Source organism: Spirosoma sp. KNUC1025, from assembly GCF_045160025.1.
In the GTDB taxonomy this organism is placed as follows: Bacteria; Bacteroidota; Bacteroidia; order Cytophagales; family Spirosomataceae; genus Spirosoma.
The window spans coordinates 1,988,891-2,014,017 of record NZ_CP087139.1 but is presented as its reverse complement, the minus strand read 5'-3'; the positions used below and the strand labels follow the sequence as shown (position 1 = coordinate 2,014,017).

The following is a 25,127-nucleotide window of genomic DNA, read 5'->3' as shown; positions in this document are numbered from 1 at the left end:
ACAATTATCCGGCACGGATTAACTATAAACGAACGTAACGCACAGCTGTGGGGGTGGCGCCTGAGCCAAAGGCATTACCGCATGACAATTAATTTCTTTCCTTCAATCCGATAGCGTATGTCGCTCAGCGTGAAAATCTGCAACATCTTCGACAGGTTCGTATTTCGCGACAGCTTACCCGTAAAATGCCCCGTTGGCGTACTGCCTTCATATACCACCTCCACATCGTACCACCGGGCAACCTGACGCATGACGTCGTCAAGGCTGGCATCGCTGAATTGAAACAACCCGTTTTTCCAGGCCATTTCTTCATCTGTATCGACTTCATCGACTACGTTCAGACTAGATCGGTCCTGAACCAGTCGGGCCTGCTGACCAGGACTTAGGGACACCACCCGACCTGCCTGCTTAACCATGACTTTTCCTTCCAGCAACGTAGTGCGGATTACCTTCTCGCCGGGGTACGCCATAACATTAAAATGGGTTCCCAGCACGGTTACGTCCATATCCTGGACCTGTACCCGGAAGGGCTTTTTCGCATCCTTAGCCACTTCAAAATAAACCTCACCGGTTATAGTCACCTTGCGCTCGGCACCCGAAAACGTCGTCGGAAAGCGTAGACTTGAGGCAGCATTCAACCAGACGTTCGTGCCATCTGGTAACTGAATCTGAAATTGACCGCCATTTGGCGTTGTGACCGTATTATAAACAACCTTGTCGGTTTTCGCATTGGCCGCTGTGTAGACAAGTTCACCGGAGGCTGGTTTCACAATCCGGACATTCCCCTGCTGACCCAGCGAGCCGTTTTTAGCATTATCCAGCACAATGGTTGAACCGTCGCCCAGGGTCAGGATGGCTTTGTTGCCACCGGGCGCTACGTCGGCTGGCTTTGCTTTTTTTACCGGCTGAACAACAGCTATTGGAGCCTCATTGCTGCGTTTTAACCACGAATAGGAGACGAACCCAATGCCAAGGATAATTACAATCGCAGCGGCAATCCGTACCCACACGTGCATCGGATACAGCGGAACAACCTTTCCTGACAGCTCATTCTCGCCGGGTAAGATCTGCTGTTGAAAGAGTTTAGACAGAATACGCTCCGATACGACATCAGGCATTTGTGTATCAGCGTTGTGCTTTTTCCAGGCGGCTTCGAGTACATCGCGCAGCGCACCGTCTTCCGGCTGACCCGCAATCCATCGGGCTAGCTCTTCTTTTTCACTATCAGTGCAGCTTTGGTTAAAAAACCGTTCTGCCAAATAATGTATTCGTTCCAATAAATACAACAGAGTGATTCTATTCGAACTAGGCTAAAATACCAAATTCAGGCCACTCTACACACAAGACAATTGGAGAAGGATTTAGGACTAGTTAGTGGGCAAAAAAAAATCAATTATTTTTTTGAGATCAGTAGCGAGGCCAGCAAAAAGAACGTAACGGCGTGAGTACGGAGTTGTTCCCGGATGGTGTTCAGGGCTTGAATCAGATGATTTTTAACGGTCGATGGGGCTAGTTTTAATTGTTCCGCAATTTCTTCATGCTTGAGGCCCTTCTCCCGACTCAATTGATACACCAGCTTTTGCTGGGGCGGTAATTTTTCCACGATAGCGGCCACGATCGTTTGGGTTTCCCGAAAATTGATTGCCTGTTCTGTACTGAGATCAGCTGCGGATTGCTGATGAAATAGCTCAGACAGAATCAAGGTTTCGGATGCCATTCGTCTGAATGAGTTGATTGACTGATTTTGAGCCATCTGAAACACGTAGCTGCCAAACGAATGAACAGCAGCCAGTTGAGTGCGATTGTTCCACAACTTTAGAAAAATGTCCTGTACGATGTCTTCGGCGGCATGAGGATCATTAACCAGGCGTAGCGTAAAGCTATATAGTTTATGTTTGTAGAGGTGAAATAACTGAGTAAACGCTATTTCATTACCTGACGAGGCCATCTCTACCAATTCGCGTTCTGAGTCCATACATACGAGGATACTCAATAAAATTAGTTGAATTATTACTTAACTAAAAATACGTAGTATCCTGTCTTGGGTTCCTCCGATCGAGCAGGTAGCATTGAATACACAGAACAAATGGGATCAGCATCACTTGCCATTTTCTGCCCCTTATTTTGACTGGTGATGACTAGTTCCTCGTTGAATGGCGCTACTTGATTTTTACCCGAGGTATAATTTTTATGAAGACAATCACTTCTGTCAGAGGTCTCATGCGAATACCCACATAGTGATCTTAATGTAGCCTTATCAGCTCAGTATGGTGCTGTTTTTTATGAGCAATCCGGGTTTACCAGGGACCAGCCGTGCTTTCCTTTTCGGCGCTGCCCGTACCAACCTTTATGTAATCATCAAAGACGGCGGGTAATGGTTGTCCTTTTAAAACCGCTTTGGTAAAGGGCAGTTTTTTGAAGCGATGGATGTAGCGAATGTTGCCCATTTGTTGCTTATTACTGCGGTGAAATAATCGCGCCTGTTTAAGCGAAAAATAGTAATCGTACACGGCATTAGGGTCGGCTGGGCGCTTTTTAGGCGTTGTATACCGATAACCCCGAGCATAGAGAGGTTCGGGTTGATCATCCATTTCAAAAGGCATCAGGGGACCGATTTCTAGATAAAGCGTATCACCGGCAGCATTCACCTGAAAAGGGGAAGATCATCGATTTCGCTGGCACTCACCGGCGCATAGTCTTCGTTGTTGTGGATACCAGGAATAGCTGAACTCTGGCTAAAGGCCACCGATGAGCCCAAAAACAGTAAAAGTAGAAGTTTCACGGTGCGTAATTGAGTTGGTTGAAAGCGATTTTTAGCAAGCGAATATACACAAAGACCGATCAACTGCTGGGTGATGTGTCAGCAAGTAAGTTGCTTTAAACCAATATTATACGCCGTTTACTATACTTTACTGAAATCATCCTATTTTCAAACCATTTTTCTCGACCGTTCCATTTACAAGCTATAGAGTTCTTCAATCCTGGACCGTCAGCGATGACCATTTTTCAGCAATATAGCGCCCTTAGGATTGTTCCATGTCGGCGTCTGGTCAGCTGACTTTCGTTCGGGCGAAGTCAATGAGTTAACAATGGATCGTTGTGGCTGACATAGTTTAACCGATTTGGACATAACTAAGGGAATTTGAGTGAACCAGCCGGAGTGATACGCCATTGCGGTGAGATTGTTGAATTGCCGCCGTACGTATTACCTTTTCTGATTCACCCCTTACTTGTCCGCTGGTGGCTGACTGTGTACAGTGCTTTTTGATCCAATATGCTGAACAAATAAGACCCTTTTTAGGCGTCTAAATTATCCAGGCGTATTTGATTTAAATACGGATTTAACCGTCGATGGTCGGTAAAGGTGCAGATACAGGTCAGCTTCCCGGTTTCCTTCTCAAAGCACATTTCAGCGAAGAAGTTGTTAAAGTAATAAAGTTGACGATTTCTGCATAAATCGCACCGATAGGCAAGGGGTATGCCCCAAAGTTGCAAGGCACCCTGTCGAATGAAAAGGGGCTTTCGGTCATAGGATATCTGTTCAATAGTCATAGGGAGGAGTTATTAAGCCCAACTGCGGGAACACTATAACAAATAACCCGGCTTATTGGTCTTATTATTTATCAATTGTGAAGTAAATACCCTGCTATCTCTGCTACATGTTCTCCAAAAAGCTGAAGCCCTGGTTGAATAGAGCAATCGGCTATAACTTACTGAACATCCCAACCCTTTTGTACCTGTTCCTCCAATACGATACCAGCGTAGGGAAAGCCATAAGATACAGGCCTGGCTTATGACCAGACTTACGGCAGCAGCACGGTACGTCATTGCGGGACCATTGGCACGAGTTGCTCTTCTGTTCAGTCAGATAATCAGGAATGGGTTAAATTCGGACTGTAGCTCAACCGTAGTATGAGCTGGGTTAAACTTTCTATTTGGAAGAGTTTCTTCTGTCGCCATGCCGAAGATTTGAAGGTAAACCAGCATCATCTTTCTATCGAGTAGGTATAATTATTCTGCATCTTCTTTTTAGAACGTAAATCGTTAGCACGATTAGCGATTGCCGAACCCTTATGAACCTTAATCTTAAAGCACAACTCAACAATACGTTCGATGCCATTGTGGTTGGGTCGGGCATTAGTGGCGGCTGGGCCGCTAAAGAACTCACCCAGAAAGGATTGCGGGTACTGATGCTTGAACGAGGGCGCGACCTTCAGCACATCACGGGCTACACTACTGCCATGAAAGCTCCCTGGGAGTTTGCCCATCGTGATCGTACGATTTTACCAAAAGATAACCCACCCCCTGATTTCCGGGTGTTGGGTTATAATGAACAGAATGGCCATTTTGTGTTCGATAATCGAAACGCTCCCTACAAAGAAATACACCCGTTTCTCTGGTATCGTCCTGATACACTGGGTGGTAAATCGATAATGTGGGGGCGGCAGAGCTATCGGTTCAGCGAGATGGATTTCGAGGCTAACGCCCGCGATGGCTTCGGTACCGACTGGCCCATTCGGTATAAGGATCTGGCTCCCTGGTATAGTTACGTCGAATCATTCGCTGGTATTTCAGGCAATAAGGAGGGGTTGGCTCAATTGCCCGATGGTGAGTTTTTACCGCCAATGGAGATGAACTGCGTCGAGGAGCACGTTCGCGGGAGACTGAAAACCAAACTGAATCGAGTAATGACGATTGGACGTACCGCCAATCTGTCGAAAGCCAATCCGATACATACCTCAGTCGGCCGGGCTCCGTGCCAGTATCGGAATCACTGCGCCAGAGGTTGCCCGTATGGTGGCTACTTCAGTTCACTTTCTGCTACGTTACCAGCCGCCCGCAAAACCAATCGGCTCACGGTCCGGACAGATAGCATTGTCTCGGAAGTGTTGTTTGACGAGAAAAAGGGAAAGCCACCGGTGTTCGGGTTATCGATTCAAAAACGAATCAGACAACTGAGTATTACGCCCGGATAATTTTTCTGAATGCATCGGCCATGGCCACGAATTTCATTTTACTCAACTCGGTTTCAAGCCGTTTCCCAAACGGGTTCGGCAATGATAGTGGCACCTTAGGGAAATACATCATGGACCACCATTTTCAAGCAGGAGCCAATGCACAGGCCGATGGGCTGGGGTTCGATGACAAATATTACTACGGACGTCGGGCAAATGGCATCTACATTCCCCGCTATCGGAATATCGGAACCGACAAACGCACGTACCTACGGGGTTTTGGTTATCAGGGCGGAGCGTCCCGATCCGGCTGGCAGCGACTTATTGCGGAAGCAGCTGGTGCTGAGGGTAGTTTCGGGGCAGCGCTAAAAGAAAGCGCGGCTCAGCCGGGCCCATGGACGATGGGCATCATGGGCTTCGGCGAATGTTTACCTTATGAAGACAACACGATTACGCTTAATCATAATCGGCTTGACAAGTGGGGTTTACCAACGCTCACATTCGACGTAAAATTCCGGGAAAATGAGGAGCGTATGCGGCAGGACATGATGAACGATGCCGCCGAAATGCTCGAAGCATCTGGCCTGAAAAATATCACTACGTACGATAATCACTCAATACCCGGCAATGCTGTTCATGAAACGGGTGGCGTTCGTATGGGCCGCGATCCCAAAACGTCGATGCTCAACGCGCACAATCAGCTGTGGGCCGCTAAGAATATCTTCGTTACCGACGGCGCTTCGTTTGCTTCTGTGGCGTGTCAAAACCCGTCGCTCACGTTTATGGCCCTAACTGCCCGAGCAGCCAACTTTGCCGTAAGCGAACTGAAACGGCAGAATTTATAGATTGAAGCTGTTTAAACGTTTCTTTTTAGGTTATTATCAAACGTACGTTGGTCATACCAATGGTGTTTCCATTTTCAGCATTGTGCATGAGGACATCACAGGTCAGGGCCAGGTAAGTATCTTTTATTGTAAGTCAACGGTTGGACCCTCCTCTCACTAGTGCAGTATTAGTGAAGGCTATACTCGTAGCTAGCCCTCCAGTTGAATAATCTCCCCTAATTTCTTTAGTTCCTGATTCTGTTCGGTACTACTCGTTACAACAGTTGCCTTAATTGCAATCGATGTGGGTTCTCAAAACCCAGCGATTACGCGATATGGACTGTAGTAGTACGTTACCTGGTTTTGATCCTGATCATAGCGAATCCCGAGACCTGATTTGGTTTGGTAAAACCTATTGATTTTTTTTACTCGCAACAACTTCCTCACTTACCGATTCGCCAACAACATGTACGTAAAACACTACTTCAATTTTCGCATCATCTACTTTATCAGTTGGAGATTAGTCCTTTGGTCGCTCTTTACGGGTCTGATTGCCCTGCTCTCCTACGAATACCTGGGTTGGAAGTGGGTGGCCGTGCCCTGGCTTCCGGTTTCGCTTATTGGTACGGCTGTGGCGTTTTATGTGGGTTTTAAGAACAATCAGTCCTATGATCGCAGTTGGGAAGCCCGTAAAATATGGGGCGGCATTGTGAATACCAGCCGCTCACTGGGGGCGGCTAGTCGGGCTTTCATCAACCTCGACGAAGCCCCTGAAGAAGCTACCCAAGAAGAGGTGACAGCTGAAATTCGCACCCTGATATACCGACACCTGGCCTGGCTGTCAGCCTTAAAACACGCCATGTGGCAACGAACCGCCTGGGAACATCAGCAGATCGACAGTGTGCGGCAACGGAATTACTTTAAACGACGCATTGACTTTTCCACCTTTGAGGAGGAAGCCGCCGGTTATCTGAGCCCCGAGGAACTGGCCTGGGTAAACACGAAGAAAAACAAGGCGACACAGATACTCGACCGCCAGTCCCAGCATCTGGCTATGCTCAAACAGCGAGGCTTTTTAACGGATTTTCGGCAGGTCGCCTTACAGACGATCCTGAATGAACTCTACACCGAACAAGGCCGTAGTGAACGTATCAAGAACTCGCCCCTCCCCCGCCAATACGCCACTTCAAGCGCCATCTTTATCCTCATTTTTACGTTCCTGCTGCCATTTGGCATGTTAAAGGAATTTGAAGGGAACGGCCCGGAACTCATCTGGCTGTTGCTGCCCTTTAATCTGGTGGTATCGTGGGTGTTTTCACTGATGGAATACACAGGTGATTACAGTGAAAATCCGTTTGAGGGTTTGATCAACGACGTACCGATTCAAAGCATAGTCCGTACAATTGAGATTGATCTGAAAGACATGCTGGGGGAATCAGCTTTACCCGAACGAATTCAACCGGTAGAAAATGTCTTATTTTAAGCACGACTGACGGCCATGCCGGTTCTGATCATAGCCCGCATCGGCTAGTCGTAGCCTAAATTGATACCCACTTTTACTAATTGAAAAATCACGACGTAAGCGGACTATGGAGTTTGAGTTTGTAGCCAGTTCGAGCTTTAATTTTTTAACAAGCTTTGGCGAAAAATATGGTATTCCGGTTCAGGGTGATACGCTACATCTGCCTTCTACGCTGGGGAAGGGCTATATGAGAAGGATTGATCTGGACAGTGGCTTTAAACTGGTCATTCATAACTATACCCTGAACGAGGAGTTTGTGCTGAAACGCCTGCCCGCCGATAAAACCAATGAATTCATCAGCATCATCTTTCACAGTAACGAAGAAGCCGCTTCCCTGACTACGAATGGTCAGCAACAGCAACTTCGAATCGCCAGAACCACCCAGTTCGCTATCCAGATCGCTTCGTATGACTTAGAATCCGTCATTCGCTTTCCGGCTTTTACTGCCATTAATTTTATAGTTATTGGGATTGCGGCTGTCCGTTTAAAAAGTTTATTGGCCCTACAACGTCCCAACTCTGTGATTCAAACAATTCTCAATGTTTCGCCGGGGTTTCTGTTTTACGAAAGTATGGGCCCCGACGTGCAGAAAACGCTCAAGCAACTAACCGCTGCCCGGCAAGAGGGTGAATTGAGCGCCCTGTATTATCACATCAAGGTTTTAGAACTGATGCTGCTGGTCTTTGAACAGCTGCTTAAACGAGACCAGGTTCGCCATAGTCCGATTTATAAAGACGATATCGACAAATTGCTCATTGTTCGAACGGCCGTATTATCGGATTTGAGTCAACCTCCCCAATTGGCTCATCTGGCCAAACTGGTCGGCCTGAGTGAAACCAAATTGAAAGACCTCTTCAAACAGGTGTTTGGCGACAGTATCTACAATTATTACCAGAAAGCCCGCATGGACGAAGCGGCATTCCTGTTGAAGCAGAGCGTCTACTCCGTTACGGATGTCGGTACTCAACTCGGCTTCACCAATCTGAGCCATTTTAGCCGATTATTTGAGAAACATTACGGGGTTAAACCCAAAAAGTACGCTTCCGGCGGATAGGACTATTTATGCGTCTTTTCGGGCTATTTAAGGCGAAACGGATGGCGAACATTTGTGGTGTAATAACAACCACAAATTATGAACAGGATTCTGACGCCCTTTTCAAAACGGGGTCTACTCTTGAAAAAACAGTCGGGAATAACTTCCTTGACCCGTAGTCGGGCTATCGACAACCTACCCAATGCATTAATGGCTAAGTACTACGCTCTCTAATCCCGGAGCTGTGGCTATATGTATTCCTGTACGCTGCCTGAATCAACTATTGACTTTAATTGACATGAAAGCTATCGTTTTACCAAATTATGGTCCGGCTGAAAATTTACGTTTTCAGGAGATCACTACGCCCACTCCTGGGGCAACTGACGTATTGATTCACGTTCAGGCTTCGGCCGTCAATAAGCTGGATATCCTGAAAGCATCTGGCGCCATGCAGGCTGTTTTCCCTCTACCCCTCCCGTGGACACCAGGTATCGATTTTGCCTGAGTGATCGAAGCTGTCGGCGAGCAGGTAACCGGCTTTAGCGTGGGCGATGAAGTGTATGGAGCAAGTTTGTTTGGGGGAGCCAATGCCGAATACATAGCTATAAATCCACAATTTATTGCCCGGAAGCCCCATTCGTTAACCTTTGTTGAAGCCGCTTCCGTACCCGTAGCCGCAGAAACGGCCTGGCAGGTGGTGTTTCGAGACGCTCATCTGAAAAGCGGGCAAACCATTCTTATTCATGGGGGAGCCGGTGCTGTGGGTTCTTACGCGATTCAGTTCGCTCATCAGGCGGGGGCAAAGGTCATCGCAACAGCGGCTGCCGACTCAGAGGAGTATGTAAAATCGTTGGGCGCTGATAGATTCATTGATTACAAAAACGAGTCCTTCGACTCCATCGTTGAGCCCGTAAATGCGGTGATTGACCTGGTCGGAGGAGAGGTGCAGCAGCGTTCGTATTCCCTCATCAAAGCAGGTGGCTACCTGGTTTCGACAACCCAGCCGGTTTCTGCCGACTTAGCCGCCAAGTTTAACATTCACGCTACGTTTGCCCAACTCCAACCTTCTCAACAGGAGTTAACGCAGATAGCCAACTTCCTTGATGAAGGAAAACTGACGATTAACCTTGGCGAAGTGTTCCCCTTAACTGACACCATCGAAGCCTGGAATACAGTACTGGGAAAGCCTACGGCGTCAATCCAGAAAAAGAATGGCCGGGTTGTGTTGGACCATGCTCAGCTTCATAGCTAACATACCAGCATTCGGTAGTTTATTCAATGAACTGTATTCAACATTCAACTCGATACACGTAGCGGGTAAGCGTCGAAGCAGGCCTTAACTTTTTGAACTTTAAAAATATGGAAACCAATACGTTACTAACAGTTGCCGCAGACCAGGGTCCGCATTTATCGGTGGTGGGTGATACCTACCGACTGGTTATTACAGGTGAGCAAACCAATGGCGCTTACGCAGTTATTGATATGCTCATACCGCCCAATGGAGGGCCAGGCCCCCATGCTCATCCGAACTTTCAGGAATCATTTTATGTGCTGGATGGCGAGGTGGAAGTCAAAACCGAATCGGAGACCTACATCGCCCGGAAAGGCTCTTTTCTGAATATTCCAACTGGGGGTATGGTTCACTGTTTTAAAAATAAATCGGACCAGGTCGCACACCTATGGTGCATGGTGGTACCGGCTGGTTTGGACGAATTCTTCCAGGAAATTGGGACGCCCGTAGCTGCAAATACATTCTTACCTCCGCCACCTATGGGACCTGACGACATCAAACGGCTGGAGGCAATTGCCCAAAAGTACGGTCAGCAAGTATTCCCACCCGATTATTTAGGGTAGCCTGACGATCTTGTAAAATAAGCGTTGTCTGTTTGACGAAGGTCAAAACCCTGCCCGGCGTCATCTTATCGGCCCGTGATGAGCCGGGTTTGGGCAGGCGTTTGCGAAGCGTCCATCAATTGAATACTCAGCTGTTTCTCTTTAAACTGCGTGCGATCAATGGCTACGGTAAAAGACTGAATGCCTTGCGGCAGATCGATAACCGCGCCTTTTGAAGTCAGTTTCAGGGGTTTCTGTCCAGCCCAGGCCGTTACGCCAGTGGTCGTACTGAAATCAAGCGCTACGTTTCCTTTGCTAACAACTTCCACATCGAACCGAACAAAACTGTATCGCCTGGCAGGACTTACCTCTACAATCGAAAGCGCATCAACGGGCAATTCACCCGACACCTTACTGTACATTGGCATAGCGGGTAAGTTGCCATTTAGTTTCGCTATGTAAAGACCACCTTCGTCAGCCACTTTTCGAGCCAGCTCTTTGCTGGGAGAGAGTACGTTCCAGCGACGGACAAACCGGGCCGTTGGTACACGGTAAGGGCCCGATTCACCAATTTTCGAGAGAAAGCCAATCAGATTGATAAACTCCTGTCGGCTCAAGCCTGCGGTGAGGCCAGCAGGCATGAGGGAACCCGTCGTTTTTTCAATGGTGCTGATCTGGTTTTTCGGAATGGCGATTTCCTGACCCGTTACATCGCGGATAACCACTTCCGATACGCCGTTACTGGCCAGATACGCCAATAGTTCGGTACCGTCTTTTTTGACGATACGCTGCAGTTCATAACCTTCTTTAATCGATAGCGTTGGGTAGAGAACGGAGCGCATGATGGTCTCAACCGGCGAACTGGTGCCCAGACTGCTCAAATCCGGGCCGATACGCCCGCCCGCGCCACCAATGGCATGGCAGGTCTGGCAAAGTAATTCCGATCTCCGAAAGATCTGTTCACCCAGTGCCGGATCGGCTGACTGGCTAACCGTTTGGGCCAGCGCCGAGATTTCGGGATCGGTTAGTTGTTGCGGCATCCGTTCCACGGGCAACGTACCCCCCGAAGCTTCCAGCGCTTTTTGCAACGCCAGTGTTTCATCGGTTTTCTGCCGATTCCAGGGAATACCTCGGGCCATCAACTGGCGACCAGCTTTGGCAAACGATGCAGGTATATGTCTGGTCATTAAGGCATCCGCGAAGGCTTGTGTAGCCACTTTATTGGCAAAAAACGCCTGAAATAACTCACTGGCATCGATTTCTGCCGGTAGTGACGATAACAGATTCGTGCCAATACGAGCTGCCTCAGGAGCATCCAGCGAAACGAGTTGCGCCGTTGCCAATAGTCGCAGATCAGGCGTGTTTTTCGGCCCACTCATATCAACCAGAATCTTTTTCGAAGCCTCGCTTCCCATCGCTGCCAGGGCACTCACCGCAGCTTTTTTTATGGGTGTTTCCCGCTGCCTCACCAACGTAACGAGTCGGTCACGGAGGGTTTCCAACTGCCACAAGCCCGTCAGGCGGATGGCGTTCGTGGCAACAGTTTCATCGGTGCTTTCCAAAAAACGCCCAATGCGGCTGAGATCGCTGGTTGGTTTTACGTTCCGCTGGCCAGCGGCATCAGCCAGTGTAGCCAGTCGGTCCGACGTGTTTTTGTCAGACGGGTTTTGAAGGCTCATGTCGAACAAGGCGGTGAGTTCCGGGGCCCTTCCCCACTTGGCAATTGACGTCAGTACGTCCTTCTGATAGTCCTCGGGTACCTGCCCCTGTTTGTAAAGTTGCATCAGTTGGGCAACAGCTTCAGGGCTACTCACTGATTTGAGGGCAAATACTGTTTTACGGGCATCGCCCAAACGGCTGGGATTCGTTTTCAGCTGAGAAATCCACTGCGGCTCCAGTTCCCGAACGGTTTGCCAAAGCGCAAAATCCAAAAATTCGTCCATCGGCTGATCAAGCGCGGTGAGAGCCGTACGGGCTGCTTCGGCCGACTGAATCTGTCGCAGGGCAATTACAGCCTCCAGTCGTACGCGCGGATGGGTGTCCTGCATGGCTTTCGTCAGCAAAGCGAGTTCGTCTTTGATCTGACCGTGCCACAGTTGAAAGGCACGGAGTGCGGCCGCGCGCGCATTGTGATCGCGGGCGTTCAACAACGTACGTAGCAAGGGCTCATTGACGGTATCGAGGGTTTGATACGTCCATAAGGCTTCCAGCAACCGGTGTTCGTAATCAGCCGCATTTTTATCCAGCCCGTTTACCCATTTGTCAAGTTCAGGCAGTACGGCTTTCGCGCCCTGCCGCTTCAGGGTTTGTTTGGCCTGCAAACGAGTCCAGCTCTCGGGCTGCCCAAGCAAACTGATCAGTTCGGGGATGGTGGCCTTGCCGAGTTGTGGTTTGGGAACCAATGGCCGATTTTTGGCAACGATACGCCAGATCCGCCCATGCTGCTGGTCCCGGCGGGGATCGTGGAAGTCGACTTCGCCGTGCTGAATGATGGGATTATACCAGTCAGCCACATAAATAGCGCCATCGGGGCCCACGGAAATGTCGACCGGGCGAAACGCTACGTGATTGGTCCAGAGCAGATCGTCCTGCTGCTTTGATGCGAAGCCACTCCCTTGTTCCTCCAGCTTAAAACTATTGATTCGGTTGGCTCGGAAATCGTTGGTGATCAGGCGGCCCTGCCAAGACTCGGGAAGGTGGCGACCTGAAATAATATCCAACCCACTGTGTTTGGGCTGGCCGGGGTTCAGCCCCCGCAGAATACGTTCGGCACCGGGTGCTGTCAGAAACGTAGCGCCCGGAAAGGCGTAGTTGATCCCTTCGAAACCTGCTCCATCGGTCAGGAAGGTAGCCCCCCAGGGTGAAAACTGAAAGCCCCAGGGATTCACCAGCCCTTTCGCGTACACATTCAGTTCCTGCTTTTCAGGCCGTAATTGCCAGACTCCACCGCCTTCCAGTCGTTTGATACCCAATGGCGTTTCGACATGGCTATAGATGTAAATCGACTGATTAAAGTACAGACTACCTTCTGGTCCCCATCGAAACGTATGGATCAGGTGGTGGGTATCGGCAGTGCCGAATCCGCTTAAAATTCGCCGTTTTTTGTCGGCTTTCCCATCACCGTCGGTGTCGGCAAAGTGCAGAATTTCGGTTGAGTTCGCTACGTATACTCCCCCATCACCCGGCAAAATACCGGTTGGTGTCAGCAATCCCTCGGCAAAAATTGTCGATTTGTCAGCCTTCCCGTCACCGTTGGTGTCTTCAAGTACAAAAATTTTGTCGTTGGCCCGTTCGCCTGTTTTCAGGTGTGGATAGGCCGTACTACTCACCACCCATAACCGCCCTTCGGCATCCCAGTTCATCTGAATCGGTTTAGCCACCAGCGGCTCGGCAGCAAAGAGGGTCACTTCAAATCCGTCGGCAAGCTTGAACGATTCAAGTTCTTTTTGCACATCGGGATCAGGAACGTCGGGCACTCTATCCTGATTCACCAGGGCGGTTGTCAGTACCAGTACCGGAATGAGCAGACTTTTACGCAGAAACGATAACAATTGGTTCAAACGGATATGTTGCATAAGGTCAGGTTACTTTAACTGGGTCAGTTGAAACGTAGCGGCTTTAACCTGGTTAGCGGCCGCTATTTGTCCTTCCAGCCACGTAATAATATAGCTCTGCTCCTCCAGTCCTTTTTTATGCCGACCCTGTTCGTAGGATCTGAATCCAATAATATAGGTCTGATTGAGTGGGCGGTACTGGAAGAAATGCAGTTCATTTTTCCTCTGAATCAGTTGTCGGATGGCCGCCGAGCGTGTAAACGATGGCCCCTGCCGAAGCACAATCCCTTCTGCCCATTGCCGGGCCGACGCAGTAGCCACTTCGTCGTCATCGATACGTAGCGTGTAAAATCCTTTTTTCAACCCCTTTATCGTTACGGTACGTCCGTTATCGACCGGAATGATTTTACCATCCTGAGTAGGTGCGGGTAAAGGTAAACAGGGTTCATTGGCCACAAACGTAACCGTCGATGTCCCTTTGTCGACCGTCAACAGCCTGGTCGGGACAACAGATTCAATCGTACTTTTAGATAGGTCGATTCCGATGCTACTGGTGCGAGAGGGCAGTCCCAGCCCGTTTTCGAGGGCAGTAGCAAGGTAGTAGTAGCCCGTTTCGTTGAGATGAACGCCATCATCGGTAATTACGGCCTGCTTGCTGGCTTCCTGAATCGGTTTAAACACATCGACGTAGCGTTTTTTGTGTTCAGCCGCCGTTTGAGCAAGAGCGGCTCCATAGCTAATCAGCGCTGCGTTACGCTGGCTTACCAGGTCGGATGAGGGCAACAACACCGGAATGGGCGACACCAGCACCGTTTTGGCGCCTAGCCGGTCGAGTGTGTCCAGCAATTGATTCAACCCCTGCTTAAAGCGTGGCAAACCCGATTCGCCTTCCTGCGCTTCAACACCTCCATAGGCTAAAAACACCACTGTCGGTTTGGCATCGGTGAGCTGTTGGATGAGCCGTTGGTACGGTGTGGGAGGGGCCGTTACGTAGCTACGGGCTTCGCCAAAGACGTTGTCGCCTGACCAGCCGATGTTCCGATACGTTACGTTGCGACCAGGCCAACCCGTTGTGAGTGCTAACTCCAGATAACCGAACTGTATATCATCTTCCATCAGCGAATTACCCAGAAACACCACCCGGTCGCCATCTGTAAGCGTAAAGGGCGTTTTGGATGAATCAGTACCGGAATTCGCACTGGACTGGGCCAACGTACCAGGACTGGAAGCTATTAGCAGGAGGCTGGACAGACAGCTCAATATAAACAGCAACTTACGCATGAATTGAGTCAATTAACGGGCAATTGTTTTTGTGTTTAAAGGTGAAAAGATCAATTACGGCTGAAAAATACCGTCCTGTTGTACAGAACTTCATTAAAAAAAGTAGCCAACCCCTCGTTTGCGAAAGCGCTATAATCGGTTCAACCAGGACAGTTCGCGGTGCGCTCGTACAGTTCCCGAATTTTTACGCGGATTCACACTACTGGTTTTGATGCGCTTTTTCTCTACACTTTCCTGATTGTTCACCGCTACGTCACCGATTGGAAAGTGGTTAGATTTCCCGGCCTACCGGGTACGTAGTAAGCTTTGAGGCTTAAACACGAAGGCTCCATACCCTATAATTTTCTTTCGCAGTACACATAGAAATAAGAGTACTTAATTAGATTCTTATAAACATTAATATTCAACAACAGTATAATGGTTATTTATAGATGTTCTTTTTAGTTTTTTACATACTCTGTATTTATTAATTGCCTCATTAATAGTTTTTCACTCTTTCTATTTTACAACTACTTGTATGGTTTTTTCGAGCACCGATCGTCGGGATCGTCTATTCAAACGCTTGCTTTTTGCGAGCTTAGGTTTATTATTTAGTTATCAAAGCTGGTCGCAGGCGGTGAAGGCAACCGGCGGTAGTGGCCAGTACAAAAACGACATTTATTGGCTGACATTCAGCGACCTAAACGATGGGATAGCTGCAGGTGGTTCGGTGACCCGCAGTTTTCAGGTGGGTTTAATTACTGTTCACATTGATATTGATAACATCAGCTTTTCAGGAGAGGTATTTAATGGTTCTCTTAGTCAGGTTCGGCTCGTGGGGTACAGGCCGGGGGCCTGGTTTGCGGATGGAATGGATGATATGTACAATATCGGAGGGGCCGGGGTCAGCAATACGCTTACCAATGGACTTTCGGTTAATACGCAGGGAGCCAGCGGAGTTGGGGGCGAGTTATTGGAAGCCAGGTTTCGCATTCGGGCCTATGCTACCCTGAATGGATTACCGACTGATTTAGCCCTGCTGCTGGCCAATGCCGAATCGGACGATGGCCAGGAATATGAGCAGATAAGCACCAATGGCTCAGCCTGGCAACTGCTGGAAAAACGTCTGAATGATCCAAATCAGGAGCAAAGCATTCAATTCTCCACCAATAATAACGTGGCCCGTATGCAGATAGGAGGAGGTAATGTGGGGCTATTATACACAAACCGCGAGAACACTACGTCAACGGACCCGCTTAGCTCAGACGTCGTACTGCTCTGTGGCGGCAATACGGCCATAGCCTTAGGGGTAATGGTAAGCTCCGATTCGGGCGATAACCCAGGCTCGTATGGATCGGCTCTCAATATTTTTCAACCGGCTGTTTCGGGAGGAAATCCAAGTGCTGGCAGCGGAAGTTTCACTAATTATCTGTCGTCGGGTGGATTAGCGGGCGGTACACCCGTAATTGAGGGAGGAAGCAAAATCAATCCAACTACTCTTCGCATCGGGGCACAGGCAGCCGATGAGGATTTAACCGGGTTCAATACGTCACTGGCGAATGGCGATGACATCGACAATACGGATGATGAAGATGGCTTTGCCAGTTCCCCACCCTCCGTTACACTGACGGCTTCGAGCTATTCCGTTAATCTGCCTGTGTTTAAAAATACCGTCGATGCTTCGGCTACCCGGTACGTAATGGCCTGGATCGACTTCAACAGGAATGGGAGTTTTGAACCCGCCGAATACGCTACGACCAGCTTTACGGCAAACAATACGTTGACTAATCTGGCACTGAACTGGTCGCTGGCATCCATGCCGAAAACATCGGGAAGTTCTTATGCCCGTTTTCGGATTACATCGGTGAACCCATCTAGTTTAATCGATGATGCAGGAACAGGTACGGATGAACGAAGCATTATGGCGCTGCCGCTGGGAGAAACTGAAGACTACACCATAAACCTGGCGGCCCCTGACTTAACACCAATTATATATGCGCGAGCTACAACTGTATATAACACAACGAACATCTCGGTAGTAGTAGATAACTACGAACTAAACGGGCAGTCGAGCAGTGGGCTTATCACGGTAAAAGTCACTAAAGATCCCAAGATACGTTTAAGCTTAAATACCACCGCTACGCTGGTGGGTGGCCGACCGGTGCAGAACAATGTCTGGAGCCTGGATGCAGACTCGGATACCGACTATTACGTGTTGACCAGCAATTCGAGCGTGACAGCGGGTGGGGTGCTTTCGTTTGGAATGAGTGGTGTGCTGACACCGGGGGCTACATCGGGTACATTGACTATGACAGCAACGATAAGCGAAGGCAGTGGTGGGGAAGCAAAGATTTCGAATAACATCGATGCTGATAAGATCGATTTTTTCCAGCAGTAATTTATTCTAGTGAGTGGGGATGATGGCAGGCAAAGACCCTCCATCATCCCCCGACATAGTATGACAGGAACGCTGGCAAATAGGCTTTTTTATCCGCTTACTCCCGCCACGAAATACAGTTCCGCCACCGCTTTCTGATACTTGCTTTTCAATTCCGCGCCTTTGATACGTAAGTCAATCAGCTTGGTTTCACGAGCATTGACCAGAAACAGAGAACTCTCACCCAACTCAAATTTGTCCTGCTCGGCCTGAAGCAAGCGCTGCTGATTGTCAATGATCTGTTGCTGGACAGAAGCCTGCTCCGCCAGCGTTCGCAGCTGATTATACGCCATCTGTACGGTGTTGGCGATAGTACGGCTGGTTTGTTGGCGCTCTAATACCACCTGCTGATTTTTCACCTGCACCTCTCGAAGTTTCCCTCTTTCCTTCCGCAAGAACAAAGGCATGACAAAGTCGAACCCAATTTTATGATTCTGGGGACGAAATGAGTAATAACTGTTCCAGTTATAGCCAGCATCGACAGTAGGCGTTTCGCTAAGCAGGTTAGCCGAAAGGACGACTTGCGGCTGAATCATAGCCCGCCGAAATCGCTCTTCTATGGTTAGCTGCTGGTTTTTTACAGATAATTTCAGCAGGTCGGGATGCTGGGTAGCCGTTCGGTCAAGCAGGTTCTGAAACACATTTTCATTTATGGGTGTCAGCGCTGGTTCCTGTGGTCGCGCCGATTCGGGAAGCTCAACAGGCTGCCCATTCTGGTTCCACAGGAACGTACTGACCCGCATCCGGGCGTTTTGTTCGTCGACCTCGGCCTGCTGACGCTGTACGATACGGTCCTGCACGGTAATGAGCGCTTCGGTTGTGTCGATGGTAGCTGCGTCGCCCAGGGCAACCCGCTCCCGTAAAGCGCGAAACCGTCGGTCGGCCAGTTCGAGTCCTTCCGCAAGCAACTGCCGCTGCTGATAGGCCAGAAACCATTCCCAATAGGTTTTAGCGGCATCGAACAGGGTTTTGTTGACTAACTTAATCCGGTCAGCTTCGGCCAGATTCTGCGCGAGTTGCGCCTGCCGAACCGCATTACGTCGGGCGTCCATAAGCAAGCCCTGCCCGATGGGCATACTAAGCCCTACACTCGTCAGTCCCGACGCGGGTGTCCGCTCTTCTGGATTGATATACCGCCCCTTGTTTCGGCTGTACGCTACGTTCAGGTCAACACCACCGGGCCAGAGCGGCACGGCTAATTTGTTTTGCCAGTGATCGTAATATAGATCATTCCCAAACTCCTTACGGTCGTAGCTCGCCACTAATTTAGGGTCAAAAGCACCCCGTGCCTGCATCAGCACCTGCCGGGCTTCCTCACCAAATAGATTAGCCTGCTTCACAAGCGGATGGTTCTGCCGGATCAAGTCGTAAAATAATGCGGCAGAAAACACTGACGTATCGGGCTGAACCGTGGCTACGCTGGTATTCGTCGTAATCTGCGCCATTAAAGGCCACGGTAGCCCCCAATACAGCGCCATGAACAGGAGCAGGCAGCCCAATTTTGCCTTTCCCCGACTCATCATAACGACAGACCAGTCACAAAACAGAAGGCAGGAGCATAGCCTGACATTAGGTCGATTCTGAGGTTTAGCATACGGAAAGCCAGAACGTCGGTTGGCCTGTGAGTCTATATCTTTGTTTGCCAATACAATCATTTCTTCGCTTCTTTTTCCTCTTTCGGTTCATTCTGCAAACTCGGCGGGAAACCGTTCAGCTGCCGCCAGATTTCGTACCAGACTGGCACATCGTCGAGCATGACCCAGCCAAATACACCTGATCCAACCCGCAACTGCGGAGGCCAGGGCTGGTCGCCTTCCTGAACGATGGGCCGCACTAACAGCCGGTATTTCCCACCGACGCTAACAACGGCATCGATCACCGCCACGCGCCCACCAAACGTACCGACCGATACGGCCGGCCAACCCGAAAACTGAATGGAGGGCCAGCCATCGAATTGCAACCGAACGGTACGTCCAGGCTGGATGAGCGGCACGTCCATGGCCCGCACGTATAGCTCCACAGCCAACTGCGGCTTGGCAGGTTGCAGCGTTGCAATCGGTTCGCCTTCTTTGATGGTTTCGCCAATGCCCGCTTTGGCAGGCCGCACTACGTAGCCATTCTGAGGTGCCCGAACTACGTACAACCCACGACGAACATCCACGCTGCTGATCTTATTGCGGAGTTTGGAAACCTCCCCATCCGCTTCGGCTAAGTACGACACGGCCGAACTCCGGTCCGACTGAGCCTTGGCTAGTTTCTCCTGAAAATCGGCCTGAATCGTATTGAGGTCCAGTTGAGCGTTGACCAACTCCTGCCGTGATACGTTCAGTTTGTTCTCCTGCGAAATCACTTTAGCGTTGTCTTCCTGCACTTTAAGCCGTCGGGCTTCGAGGTCGGTAAGGGAAAACAATCCGTTTTTGTATCCCTTCTCGAACCGATCAAGCCGGTCGAGGGCAATCTGGTAGTTTTTCCGTACAGCGATCAGGTCGGCTTCATCAGCAGCTACTTTGAATTCACTTTGCCGAACTTTATTGCGGGCTGCTGCTAGCTTCACAGTTAACCCTGTCTCAAGGGCCCGGATTTGGCCGTCCAGTGCCTGAATCTTGGTTTTGGTAGCCTGCTGACTCCCCTGTTTGGCCCTTAATTGCTCGCCCAGTCGCTGAGGTAAATTCGGATCGAAATACTCGTCTTTGATGTCGGAAATAACCAGCAGCGTATCGCCAGTCTTGACATAGTCGCCATCTTTCACGAACCAGCGGTCAATACGTCCGGCAATGGCATTCTGGATTGTCTGCGGGCGGTCTTGCGGAGTCAGCGCCGTCACCGTTCCTTCCCCGTTGATGTTCTGCTGCCAGGGCAGAAACATAACCAGCAGCCCTACCAGCAGTAAAAACAGCATCCAGCGGCCTAATTTCCGACCACTATCCGGTTGTGGGAGATTGCGAAGCGTTCGGAGTGGATAGTGGTCGAACAGTTCCTGCGCTACCCGATGATTTGAGAGGTTAAGCATAAGGCAATTGATTAAATGATGGAGTAGAGTCTGCGCCAGCTATTCGATCATTCATAGTTAGTCAACGGCATATCCGTAATAGAGCCAATCTTCTCCACCGCAGTAAGCATATCGAATACGGTGTCGATACCCGAAATCAGCTTGTCTACGGCACTGGTTATCAAGACAATGATCAATTCAGCCGCCACAAACTGACCCAGCGACATTTCACGTCCTACGACCAGGGTGGTTCCCAGAATCAGTAAGCCCCCCGTTATGATCGTCTTGTAGGCCACCCCACTGTAGAAAAACCGTTTCAGTACGCTGAAATGCTGGTTGCGGTATTTCAGGTAATTAGCGACTAAGTTGTCCATCTTATCAATGGGCTCCAGGGTGTCAATAGTGCCGTCGGTCTGCCGAAATCGATAGGTAGGTAAATCGCCGGCCATTTCTTCGAGCCAGGCTACCACTTTGTATTTATAGGTCGATTCTTTCAGGCTCGTTTTTATACCCATTGGCCCGTAAATCCAGCATATCAGCAGTATTATCAGTCCGGTAAACACGCCGAATCCCACAAAAATCGGGTGGTAGGCCGATAGCAGAATAATGCCAAAAACAATCTGGACAGCGGCTGCCGTTAGCTCGATGAGGAGCTTCGGCAATCCTTTCTGGATGGTCAGCACATCAAAAAAGCGGTTCATCAACTCCGGGGGATAATACCCTGTGAACGCATCGGGTTGAATACGCGGCAGCCGATAGGTGAATTCAAAGGCTGCTTTGGCAAAGATGCGCTGCTGTACGATTTCCACCAGGCTCATCTGCCCAACCAGCAGCAAGCCTGTTACCAAAACCCCCAGAATTACCAGCCCGATCAGCAGATAGATGGAGCTAAAAACCAGTCCGCCCGATACCAGATTAAAAACGGCCTGAATGCCCAGCGGCAATGACAGGCTGATAACCCCCGTTACCAGTGCGTATAAATAAATATAGCCAATGTCTTTTTTTTCATTAGCCAGCAACCGGATTAGCCGTTGAAGGGGCGATGGTGGTGGTTCGACTGCTTGTAGTGTTGCCATGTTACTTGATTTATTGTTCAGACTCAGCAAGCGATTCAGCCCGGAAGGCCTTCATTTTAAAACCGCTTTAATCTATATTTAATGATTTGATAGTATTACTATCTTTTTTGCAAACATAACTTATATACATAAAAGTTTGTTTACTTTGCTGATGTTATTTCGATAAATGGCAATGATTTAGGACAGATGGAGTATTCTGTACATGTACGCATGAACGAGCGGTTGTTTCTCCGCGACCCGGAAGGGTCAGAATTAGGTCGACGTATTGTTCGGGAGGGTATTGTGTTGTTTGATGAGATTGGTTTTGAAGACGCTACGTTTCGAAAGCTGGCCGAGCGGATTAATACCAAAGAAGCCAGTATCTACCGCTATTTTGAGAACAAGCACCGGCTGCTGGTGTACGTAGTAGCATGGTATTGGCAATGGCTGGAATACCAGATTATCTTCCAGACCAATAACCTCATAGAACCACGGGAGAAACTCGAACGGCTATTGCCCCTGATTCTGCTGCAAAATCTGGATGTGTTGGCTACAGATAATATAGACATGCGCGCCTTACACCGTATTGTAGTCCGCGAAGCCAGTAAAGCTTATCTAACCCACCATGTTACCGAGGATAACCGCAAACAGTTATTTAAACCGTATAAAGATCTGTGTGCACGCATTGCGGGGTTAATTCTGGAGTATCAGCCCGACTATCCATACGCCCGCTCACGAGCCAGCTCGCTCATTGAAACGGCTCATTATCAGACTTTTTTCATGGAAAACTTGCCTGCTCTGACGGATTTCGACAAAGATCAGGATGAACTGCTGCGATTCATGCGTCACTTACTGTTTTCGTCCTTACAAGCGGGGCCTGATTCGTGTAAAGTTAATTTATAAGCAATCCACGTCCGCCACGATACTTACCTGCCGGAGTCCTTTGTCGGTCAGAATGTCGTTGATACGGTCCTGTATGTACGTTTTTACCGCTTTGACGTTTACTTTGTCGCGTTCGATCTTGATCAGAATATCAAACAAAAACTGATTTCGGATTCGCTCAACCAATGGTTCTTCGGGCCCCAGGACGCGGCTGCTGCCCAGAGCATCGGTTAGTTCGGCGGCAAGTCGTTCGGCTGCCCGGTGGCTAATGACTTTGTCGGTATGGCGCACCGTTAGTTTGATAAGCCGTACGAAAGGCGGATAGCTAAAATTCTGACGTTCCTGTATTTCCTCTTCGTAGAGCCCTTTGTAATCATTCTCGATTACCTTTTGCAGAATGGGTTGCTGCGGATTGTTGGTTTGAATCAGTACGGTGCCCTGACGGCCAGCGCGTCGGCCCGCCCGGCCACTCACCTGCGTAATCATCTGGAATGCACGCTCAGTAGCCCGGAAGTCAGGGAAATGAATCAGGCGATCCGCATCGAAAATACCAACCAGACTAACATTGTCGAAGTCCAGTCCTTTGGTAATCATCTGGGTTCCTACCAGAATGTCGACCTGCCCCCCTTCAAATTCCTGGATGATCTGCTGGTAGGCGTTTTTGGCCCGGGTTGTATCCAGATCCATGCGCAGTACCCGCGACTGCGGAAAGAAAATCTGCAACTGATCTTCGAGCTTTTCAGTACCGAATCCAATTGTACGCACTTTGGTAGACCCACAGGCCGGACAGGTGCGGGGAACCGGATCTTTATGCCCACAGTAATGGCAGCGTAGTTCGGCGTCGCGCTGGTGATACGTCAGGCTAACGGCACAGTTCGAACATTCGGCGGTCCAGTCGCAGTCTTCGCATTGCATATACGGCGAATAGCCCCGGCGATTCTGAAACAGAATACTCTGCTCTTTCCGCTCCAGGTTCATTTCCAGCGCACCGATCAAGGCCGACGAAAACTCATTTTTCATCGTTTTCTGCCGTTTCTCCTGCTGGATATTTACCAGTACGATGTTGGGCAACGTAGCTTCGCCAAACCGCTGAAACAACTCAACCAGACCATAACGGCCCTGTTTTGCCTGAAAATAGGTTTCGAGTGAAGGGGTAGCTGAGCCAAGCAGCACTTTGGCCTGCTGCCAGTGAGCCAGCATCATCGCTACGTCGCGGGCGTGGTAACGCGGAGCCGGATCGTGCTGTTTGTAGCTGGTTTCGTGCTCCTCATCAACGATAATCAGGCCCAGATTATCGAATGGCAAAAAGACCGACGACCGAACCCCAACAACAAATTGGTATTGGCCCGACACGACGCCTTTCCAAACCTCAACGCGCTCATTATCCGAAAATTTGGAGTGATAAATCCCCATTTTATCCCCAAAGACACGCTGCAGACGTACCACAATCTGCGTAGTGAGGGCAATTTCGGGCAGCAGATACAACACCTGCGACCCGCTCCCCAGGGCCTGCTGAATCAGATCGATGTATACTTCGGTTTTTCCGCTCCCTGTAATACCATGTAACAGCACGATATTCTGACGCTCAAACTGACTCATGATCTGTTGAGAAGCCGAACGCTGTGCATCCGTCAGCTTGATTTCTACCTGCGGAACCAGATTATCCGAAAAGCGGGGCTGGATGATCTCAAACGTCTCAAATACCTCATTTTTAATCAGGGTCGAGAGTGATGATTGAGAAATTTCGTCGTCCTGATTCAGAATCGTTTTATCGAGTCCTTTCTGGTTCAGTTCCGGGCTGCGCTGCATTGGTACGTGACGGAGGTAACGCATCACCACTTCCTGCTGTTTGGGCAGCTTTTCGAGTCGCTGAAGCAGAACCAGCAGTTGCTCCCGCTCCTCATAGGTACGGTGCAGCCGAATTTTCCGCACCATTTTTGGGATGTACTTTTCCTTAACTTCCTCAAAAACTATAATGGCCTTTTTCCCTACCAGCGACTTAATCAGCGCTGGTACGTTGGTACCTTCCCCCGCTAGTCTGCCCAATTCTTCGTACGAAAGGGCCGGGTGTTTTTTGAGTTCGGCCAGTATTATTTCTTCCAGTTCCGTGAGCAGTTCGGGATAATCGAAATCGGGATTAAACTGCACTTTCGACTGGCTCGAAATTTTTAGTCCCGATGGCAGCGCTACGTTCATCACATCGCCGATGCAGCACATATAGTACTCGGCCATCCATCGGAACAACTCCAGCTGATAGCCTGTAACCAGCGGATATTCGTCCAGTACTTCGCTGATGTACCGCGCCTGGTAGGCCGTTGGTGGCGAATTGTGCAATCGTGCCACAACCGCCGTTAGTACCCGTCCGTTGTTTTTACCGAATGGCACAATAACCCGGGCACCGATTTTTAGCACCTCCGCCATGCCCCGCGGCACGCGATAGGTAAACATACGCGGTACAGGAATGGGCAATATCAGATCGGCAAAGAAGGTGACTTCTTCGGTTTCGGTGGAGGCAAAAAGGGGATATATCTGGTTTTCCACGGACTATCGACGGGCGGTACGTCAGGTAAATATACAGATAACCCGGCGTTAGTCCGGCGAATTCCTGATTTGGTAAAAAAGGTGAACCATACCAAACCTTTGTTTGCTTATTGACTGTTAGCTTATTGTAAGGCGGGTAGAACCCGCACTTTGTGACTACTTATCCGCGGACTTCTACGGCAATGGCACGGTATCGCATCGGCGAACCGTCTGTCGCGGAACCATCCGTGTTATGATTCATC

General features: G+C 49.5%; 18 protein-coding genes and 1 pseudogene. 8 read left to right on the top strand and 11 right to left on the bottom strand.

Features of this window, described 5'->3' with window-relative positions; translation table 11 throughout:
* Positions 1 to 74: 74 nt before the first annotated feature.
* The 5 genes from LN737_RS08745 to LN737_RS08725 form a co-directional block, all read right to left on the bottom strand.
* Complete coding sequence (locus LN737_RS08745) at positions 75 to 1,259, bottom strand: FecR family protein (RefSeq protein WP_405518018.1); 1,185 nt, start codon at positions 1,257 to 1,259, stop codon at positions 75 to 77.
* Positions 1,260 to 1,393: 134 nt separating this feature from the next.
* Entirely contained in the window at positions 1,394 to 1,975 is a 582-nt protein-coding gene (locus LN737_RS08740; protein WP_405518016.1) for an RNA polymerase sigma factor, read from the bottom strand.
* 322 nt (positions 1,976 to 2,297) lie between these two features.
* Positions 2,298 to 2,648: a hypothetical protein gene (locus LN737_RS08735; RefSeq protein ID WP_405518014.1), complete on the bottom strand. Its 351-nt coding sequence runs from the start codon at positions 2,646 to 2,648 to the stop codon at positions 2,298 to 2,300.
* Positions 2,645 to 2,782 (bottom strand): hypothetical protein, encoded by a 138-nt coding sequence (locus tag LN737_RS08730; RefSeq protein ID WP_405518012.1) that lies wholly within the window; start codon positions 2,780 to 2,782, stop codon positions 2,645 to 2,647. The genes LN737_RS08735 and LN737_RS08730 overlap by 4 nt, the downstream gene beginning before the upstream one ends.
* Positions 2,783 to 3,297: 515 nt before the next feature.
* A complete protein-coding gene (locus tag LN737_RS08725; RefSeq protein WP_405518010.1) occupies positions 3,298 to 3,552 on the bottom strand; it encodes a hypothetical protein in 255 nt (84 codons plus the stop codon).
* 521 nt (positions 3,553 to 4,073) lie between these two features.
* Here LN737_RS08725 and LN737_RS08720 point away from each other — a divergent pair.
* The 6 genes and pseudogenes from LN737_RS08720 (at position 4,074) to LN737_RS08695 (ending at position 10,188) form a co-directional block, all read left to right on the top strand.
* Positions 4,074 to 5,800 (top strand): annotated as a pseudogene (locus LN737_RS08720) (GMC oxidoreductase).
* 445 nt (positions 5,801 to 6,245) lie between these two features.
* Entirely contained in the window at positions 6,246 to 7,262 is a 1,017-nt protein-coding gene (locus tag LN737_RS08715) for a bestrophin family protein (protein WP_405518009.1), read from the top strand.
* A gap of 106 nt (positions 7,263 to 7,368) precedes the next feature.
* Positions 7,369 to 8,355, top strand: a complete 987-nt coding sequence (locus LN737_RS08710) for an AraC family transcriptional regulator (RefSeq protein WP_405518007.1) — start codon at positions 7,369 to 7,371, stop codon at positions 8,353 to 8,355.
* A gap of 277 nt (positions 8,356 to 8,632) precedes the next feature.
* Positions 8,633 to 8,839: a hypothetical protein gene (locus LN737_RS08705; protein ID WP_405518005.1), complete on the top strand. Its 207-nt coding sequence runs from the start codon at positions 8,633 to 8,635 to the stop codon at positions 8,837 to 8,839.
* Positions 8,840 to 9,586: an NADP-dependent oxidoreductase gene (locus LN737_RS08700; protein WP_405518003.1), complete on the top strand. Its 747-nt coding sequence runs from the start codon at positions 8,840 to 8,842 to the stop codon at positions 9,584 to 9,586.
* 107 nt (positions 9,587 to 9,693) lie between these two features.
* Positions 9,694 to 10,188 (top strand): cupin domain-containing protein, encoded by a 495-nt coding sequence (locus LN737_RS08695; RefSeq protein WP_405518001.1) that lies wholly within the window; start codon positions 9,694 to 9,696, stop codon positions 10,186 to 10,188.
* A 65-nt stretch (positions 10,189 to 10,253) separates the two neighbouring features.
* Here LN737_RS08695 and LN737_RS08690 read toward each other — a convergent pair whose 3' ends face one another.
* Together LN737_RS08690 and LN737_RS08685 are read right to left on the bottom strand one after the other, a co-directional pair.
* Positions 10,254 to 13,742, bottom strand: a complete 3,489-nt coding sequence (locus LN737_RS08690) for a PVC-type heme-binding CxxCH protein (protein ID WP_405517999.1) — start codon at positions 13,740 to 13,742, stop codon at positions 10,254 to 10,256.
* A gap of 9 nt (positions 13,743 to 13,751) precedes the next feature.
* Entirely contained in the window at positions 13,752 to 15,002 is a 1,251-nt protein-coding gene (locus LN737_RS08685; protein ID WP_405517997.1) for a GDSL-type esterase/lipase family protein, read from the bottom strand.
* A gap of 517 nt (positions 15,003 to 15,519) precedes the next feature.
* Here LN737_RS08685 and LN737_RS08680 point away from each other — a divergent pair.
* Positions 15,520 to 17,379 carry a CshA/CshB family fibrillar adhesin-related protein gene (locus LN737_RS08680; RefSeq protein WP_405517996.1) on the top strand — a complete coding sequence of 620 codons (1,860 nt, stop codon included), beginning with the start codon at positions 15,520 to 15,522 and terminating at the stop codon, positions 17,377 to 17,379.
* Between the two features lie 89 nt (positions 17,380 to 17,468).
* Here the strand turns inward: LN737_RS08680 and LN737_RS08675 are convergent, their stop codons facing one another.
* From LN737_RS08675 to LN737_RS08665, 3 genes are read right to left on the bottom strand one after another with little or no spacing between them, the layout of a single operon-like run.
* Complete coding sequence (locus tag LN737_RS08675) at positions 17,469 to 19,073, bottom strand: TolC family protein (RefSeq protein WP_405517994.1); 1,605 nt, start codon at positions 19,071 to 19,073, stop codon at positions 17,469 to 17,471.
* Entirely contained in the window at positions 19,070 to 20,428 is a 1,359-nt protein-coding gene (locus tag LN737_RS08670; RefSeq protein WP_405517992.1) for an HlyD family secretion protein, read from the bottom strand. The genes LN737_RS08675 and LN737_RS08670 overlap by 4 nt, the downstream gene beginning before the upstream one ends.
* A 47-nt stretch (positions 20,429 to 20,475) precedes the next feature.
* Positions 20,476 to 21,483 (bottom strand): ABC transporter transmembrane domain-containing protein, encoded by a 1,008-nt coding sequence (locus LN737_RS08665; RefSeq protein ID WP_405517991.1) that lies wholly within the window; start codon positions 21,481 to 21,483, stop codon positions 20,476 to 20,478.
* A gap of 186 nt (positions 21,484 to 21,669) precedes the next feature.
* On the opposite strand from LN737_RS08665, the gene LN737_RS08660 reads away from it, so the two are divergent.
* Positions 21,670 to 22,365: a TetR/AcrR family transcriptional regulator gene (locus LN737_RS08660; RefSeq protein WP_405517989.1), complete on the top strand. Its 696-nt coding sequence runs from the start codon at positions 21,670 to 21,672 to the stop codon at positions 22,363 to 22,365.
* Here the strand turns inward: LN737_RS08660 and priA are convergent.
* Complete coding sequence (priA, locus tag LN737_RS08655) at positions 22,360 to 24,885, bottom strand: primosomal protein N' (RefSeq protein ID WP_405517987.1); 2,526 nt, start codon at positions 24,883 to 24,885, stop codon at positions 22,360 to 22,362. The genes LN737_RS08660 and priA overlap by 6 nt on opposite strands.
* Between the last annotated feature and the right edge of the window lie 242 nt (positions 24,886 to 25,127).

Bases quoted from the DNA above. Each gene is read 5' to 3' on its own strand.
- LN737_RS08740 (WP_405518016.1), bottom strand. From the start codon at position 1,975: ATGGACTCAGAACGCGAATTGGTAGAGATGGCCTCGTCAGGTAATGAA.
- LN737_RS08725 (WP_405518010.1), bottom strand. From the start codon at position 3,552: ATGACTATTGAACAGATATCCTATGACCGAAAGCCCCTTTTCATTCGA.
- LN737_RS08715 (WP_405518009.1), top strand. From the start codon at position 6,246: ATGTACGTAAAACACTACTTCAATTTTCGCATCATCTACTTTATCAGT.
- LN737_RS08710 (WP_405518007.1), top strand. From the start codon at position 7,369: ATGGAGTTTGAGTTTGTAGCCAGTTCGAGCTTTAATTTTTTAACAAGC.
- LN737_RS08705 (WP_405518005.1), top strand. From the start codon at position 8,633: ATGAAAGCTATCGTTTTACCAAATTATGGTCCGGCTGAAAATTTACGT.
- LN737_RS08695 (WP_405518001.1), top strand. From the start codon at position 9,694: ATGGAAACCAATACGTTACTAACAGTTGCCGCAGACCAGGGTCCGCAT.
- LN737_RS08690 (WP_405517999.1), bottom strand. From the start codon at position 13,742: ATGCAACATATCCGTTTGAACCAATTGTTATCGTTTCTGCGTAAAAGT.
- LN737_RS08685 (WP_405517997.1), bottom strand. From the start codon at position 15,002: ATGCGTAAGTTGCTGTTTATATTGAGCTGTCTGTCCAGCCTCCTGCTA.
- LN737_RS08680 (WP_405517996.1), top strand. From the start codon at position 15,520: ATGGTTTTTTCGAGCACCGATCGTCGGGATCGTCTATTCAAACGCTTG.
- LN737_RS08675 (WP_405517994.1), bottom strand. From the start codon at position 19,073: ATGATTGTATTGGCAAACAAAGATATAGACTCACAGGCCAACCGACGT.
- LN737_RS08670 (WP_405517992.1), bottom strand. From the start codon at position 20,428: ATGCTTAACCTCTCAAATCATCGGGTAGCGCAGGAACTGTTCGACCAC.
- LN737_RS08665 (WP_405517991.1), bottom strand. From the start codon at position 21,483: ATGGCAACACTACAAGCAGTCGAACCACCACCATCGCCCCTTCAACGG.
- LN737_RS08660 (WP_405517989.1), top strand. From the start codon at position 21,670: ATGGAGTATTCTGTACATGTACGCATGAACGAGCGGTTGTTTCTCCGC.